General features: G+C 68.8%; 3 protein-coding genes. 1 reads left to right on the top strand and 2 read right to left on the bottom strand.

Annotated elements, in window-relative coordinates; genetic code table 11:
• Positions 1–71 precede the first annotated feature (71 nt).
• Positions 72–479: a PPOX class F420-dependent oxidoreductase gene (locus tag K6I33_RS33340; RefSeq protein WP_229358462.1), complete on the top strand. Its 408-nt coding sequence runs from the start codon at positions 72–74 to the stop codon at positions 477–479.
• Between the two features lie 22 nt (positions 480–501).
• Here K6I33_RS33340 and K6I33_RS33335 read toward each other — a convergent pair whose 3' ends face one another.
• Both K6I33_RS33335 and K6I33_RS33330 read right to left on the bottom strand, forming a co-directional pair.
• Positions 502–1,671, bottom strand: coding sequence for an acyltransferase (locus K6I33_RS33335; RefSeq protein WP_275126844.1), 1,170 nt, complete (start codon positions 1,669–1,671; stop codon positions 502–504).
• Between the two features lie 229 nt (positions 1,672–1,900).
• The gene (locus K6I33_RS33330; protein WP_229358458.1) at positions 1,901–3,037 is read right to left on the bottom strand and encodes an acyltransferase; all 1,137 of its coding nucleotides are present in this window, start codon (positions 3,035–3,037) and stop codon (positions 1,901–1,903) included.
• Positions 3,038–3,412: the final 375 nt, after the last annotated feature.

Below are 3,412 nucleotides of genomic sequence, written 5' to 3'. Positions count from 1 at the left end.
GCCTCCGGTTTCGGGAGGGGGCGGGTCGGGGGAGAGATCCCACGGACAGCCCCCCACCCCCGGAAGGAGCCGTGGCTGCCGTGCTCTCCGATGACCTCAAGCAGTACCTCGACGACAACCCCGCCTTCGTCTCCGTCGCGACCGTCCAGCCCGACGGCAGCCCCCAGGTCTCCGTCACCTGGGTCAAGCGCGACGGAGACGACCTGCTGATCTCCACGACGGTCGGCCGCCGCAAGGAGCGCAACCTCCGCCGCGACCCCCGCGTCACCGTCCTGGTCAACCCGCCCAACGCGCCGTACACCTACGCCGAGGTGCGCGGCACCGCGGACATCACCACCGAGGGCGGGAACGAGCTGATCGACGAGCTGGCGCGGAAGTACACCGGCAAGGACTACGCCGACTTCAACCCGGCCGCCAAGGACGACGCCCAGCGCGTCGTGGTCCGCATCACGCCGCGCAAGGTCGTCGGCTCCCTCTAGAACAGTCCATCGGTCCTCTGGATCAGTCCGTCCGCGCGGCGCTCACCCGGTCGGAGCGCCGCGGCTCGTTCAGCAGCGGCAGTCCGTCGAGCGCGGGCGCCGCCGCGCTGTGGCGGATGTCCTCCATGCCCTTGCGCAGCGCCGAGCGCAGCCGCCTGCCGAGCGGGCGCTCGACATAGCGGTGCATCAGCCAGGCGGCGCCCAGCATCACCGTGATCAGCCCGGCGACGAGCGGCAGCGGGGGGACGGCCTCGCGCAGCGCGTAGATGATCGTCATCCCGATGTACTGGTGGAGCAGGTACATCGGGTAGGTGAGCGCGCCCGCCGTGGTCAGCCAGCGCCACCGCACCCGGTCGAAGGTGCCCAGCGCCACCAGCGCCATCACGGCGAAGATCGCGAAGACCATGGCCTGCGCGGGGAAGAGCGACGTCGCGTGGTTGGCGTTGTCGTGCACCCGCTTGGCGACCTGGTGGTTGGCGAGCAGGTACGAGATGGCCACGATGCCCCAGAGCAGCGCCGTGGGCCGGTAGCGGTGCATGAGGTAGTAGGCGATGCCCGCGACGAAGTACGGCGCCGCGATGGGCGTCGTCCAGAGGGTGAGCAGCTTGCTGTCGGCCGTCGGGGCGATGGCGGCGGCCAGGGTCCACACGCCGCAGAAGATCACGCAGCGGCGGTAGGTGACGCCCCTGGCCACGACGAGGGCGAAGAGCACATAGAACTTCAGCTCCACGAAGAGCGTCCAGTAGACGCCGTCCACGTCCCAGACGCCGAGTCCCTGCTGGAGCATGGTCAGGTTGGTGAAGACGGTCTCCGGGCCCGCCACCGAGCGGACCTCCGGCCACAGCGTGACCACGCCACCGGTCAGCAGGATCGCCACCCAGTAGGCGGGATAGATCCGCGCCGCCCGGGACACCACGAAGTCGCCGAGGGACCTGCCCCAGGCGCTCATGCAGATGACGAAGCCGCTGATGAGGAAGAAGATCTCCACGCCCAGCCAGCCGTAGCGCGTTATCGGCTCGATGCCCGGGAACAGCAGGCGCGGGTCGCGGTTCCAGCCGCCGTTCAGACTCGTGTAGTGGTACAGCACGACCATGAGGGCCGCGAGCAGACGGAGTCCGTCCAGGATGCAGAGCCTGGGGCCAGGCCCACCCGGTCGGACGCCATCGTTTTCGCCGCCGCTGGCGAAACGCATGTCGTCCTCTCCCGTTGGCTGTCGGCCCGCTGCGCGTACGGGCCACCCTGCATGCTGGCACACCGAGCGTTCCCGACGGGTGACCGAACGTCACGGCCGGGCCGCCGGCCTCCCGGTTTCCGCCCGATGGTCATGGCGGGTCCCCCGAAAGGACCAACGGCGGCCTCCCGGATGACCGGGGGGCCGCCGTGGGGCGTCGGGGCGGGCTCGTGGGAGCCGGCGGGTGGCGTCAGACGCGCTCGCGTGGCGTGCGCATGTCCGCCAGCGCCTTGGTCATGCCGCGTTTGAGCGCGCGGGCGAGCGGGCGCTCCACATAGCGGTGCAGCAGCCAGGAGGCCACCAGCATCAGCGCGACGAGGGCGGGGACGAGGACGTAGCGCGAGACGTCGTTCTCGAACTCCTTGATGACCGTCCAGCCGATGCGCTCGTGCAGCAGGTAGAGGGGGTACGTCAGCGCGCCCGCCGTCGGCAGCCAGCGCCAGTTGATCTTGCTGGTCCTGCCGAGCGCCACGGCAGCGATCGCCACGTAGAACAGGGCGATCAGCGCCACCGTGGGCCACAGCGGGAGCTTGTGCCCCACGTACTTCTGCACGTTGTGGTGGGTATTGAAGGCGAAGTGCTGGCCGGCCAGGAAGGTCGCGGTGACGATGCCCCACAGCAGCAGATTGGGGCCGTAGCGGTACATCAGGTAGAACGCCATGCCGGCGATGAAGAACCAGCAGTCGTTCGGCATCAGGACCGCGTCCAGCGCCTCGACGTCGAGCCCCGCCGCGACGGCGGCGGCGATGCCCCAGATGACGCAGAAGCCCACGACGCGCCGGTAGGTCAGCCCCTTCCAGGCGATCAGCAGCGCGAAGAGCAGGTAGAAGCGGATCTCGGCCCACAGCGTCCAGTAGACCCCGTCCGCGGGGGCGACCTTCATCGGCTCGTGGAACATCGTGAGGTTGACCAGGACGTCGCTGAGCGAGGGCCCCGGGCCGTTCACGGGCCAGATGGAGACGACGAGCGTCGCGGCCAGCACGGCGAACCAGTAGGCGGGGTAGAGGCGGGTGACGCGCGAGGTCGCGAAATCACCGATGCTTCTGCCCCAGGCGCTCATACAGATGACGAAGCCGCTGATGAGGAAGAAGAGCTGGACGCCCAGCCACCCGTAGGACGCCGGCACGTACGCCACCGGGAAGCGCTCGGTGGCCGGTTTGGACCACGCGGCGCTGTTGAAGGCGATGTAGTGGTAGAGCACGACCATGAGGGCGGCGAGCAGACGCAGGCCATCCAGTGCGGCGAGTCTCCCCTTGGGCGCTATTCGCGGGAGTGGTGAGGCAGGACGTTCCTTCTGCCGCTGCTGCACCGTCACGGAGGACGTCAACGTCCCTCCTGAGTCCTGTGTCCGGATTTCGCTGGTTTTATCAACGGCCTGGCCGGGAAGGCACGACCGCCGGGGAAGTTACCATGCGGCCCCCTATCATGTGCAGATAGTAAGGAGAGGTCAAAGACCCGCCACCGGTTCTACGGAAGCTGTCGCTCCGCCGCAGTAGGGCCCCGCGCTCGTACCCGTTATCGAGTCAGCCCGTGCCGCCAGGGGCGATGCACCCCCTCGGGCCCACTACCCTGGTGCCGTGAGCATTCGTCTGTACGACACCAGCGCCCGGCAGATCCGTGACTTCTCCCCGCTTGTGCCGGGCTGTGTCTCGATCTACCTGTGCGGTGCGACCGTACAGGCCGCTCCGCACATCGGGCACAT

This window comes from Streptomyces sp. UNOB3_S3 (genome assembly GCF_020740895.1).
GTDB lineage: Bacteria > Actinomycetota > Actinomycetes > Streptomycetales > Streptomycetaceae > Streptomyces.
Note: the sequence above shows the minus strand (reverse complement) of the source record. Positions and strands in the feature narration are given on the sequence as shown.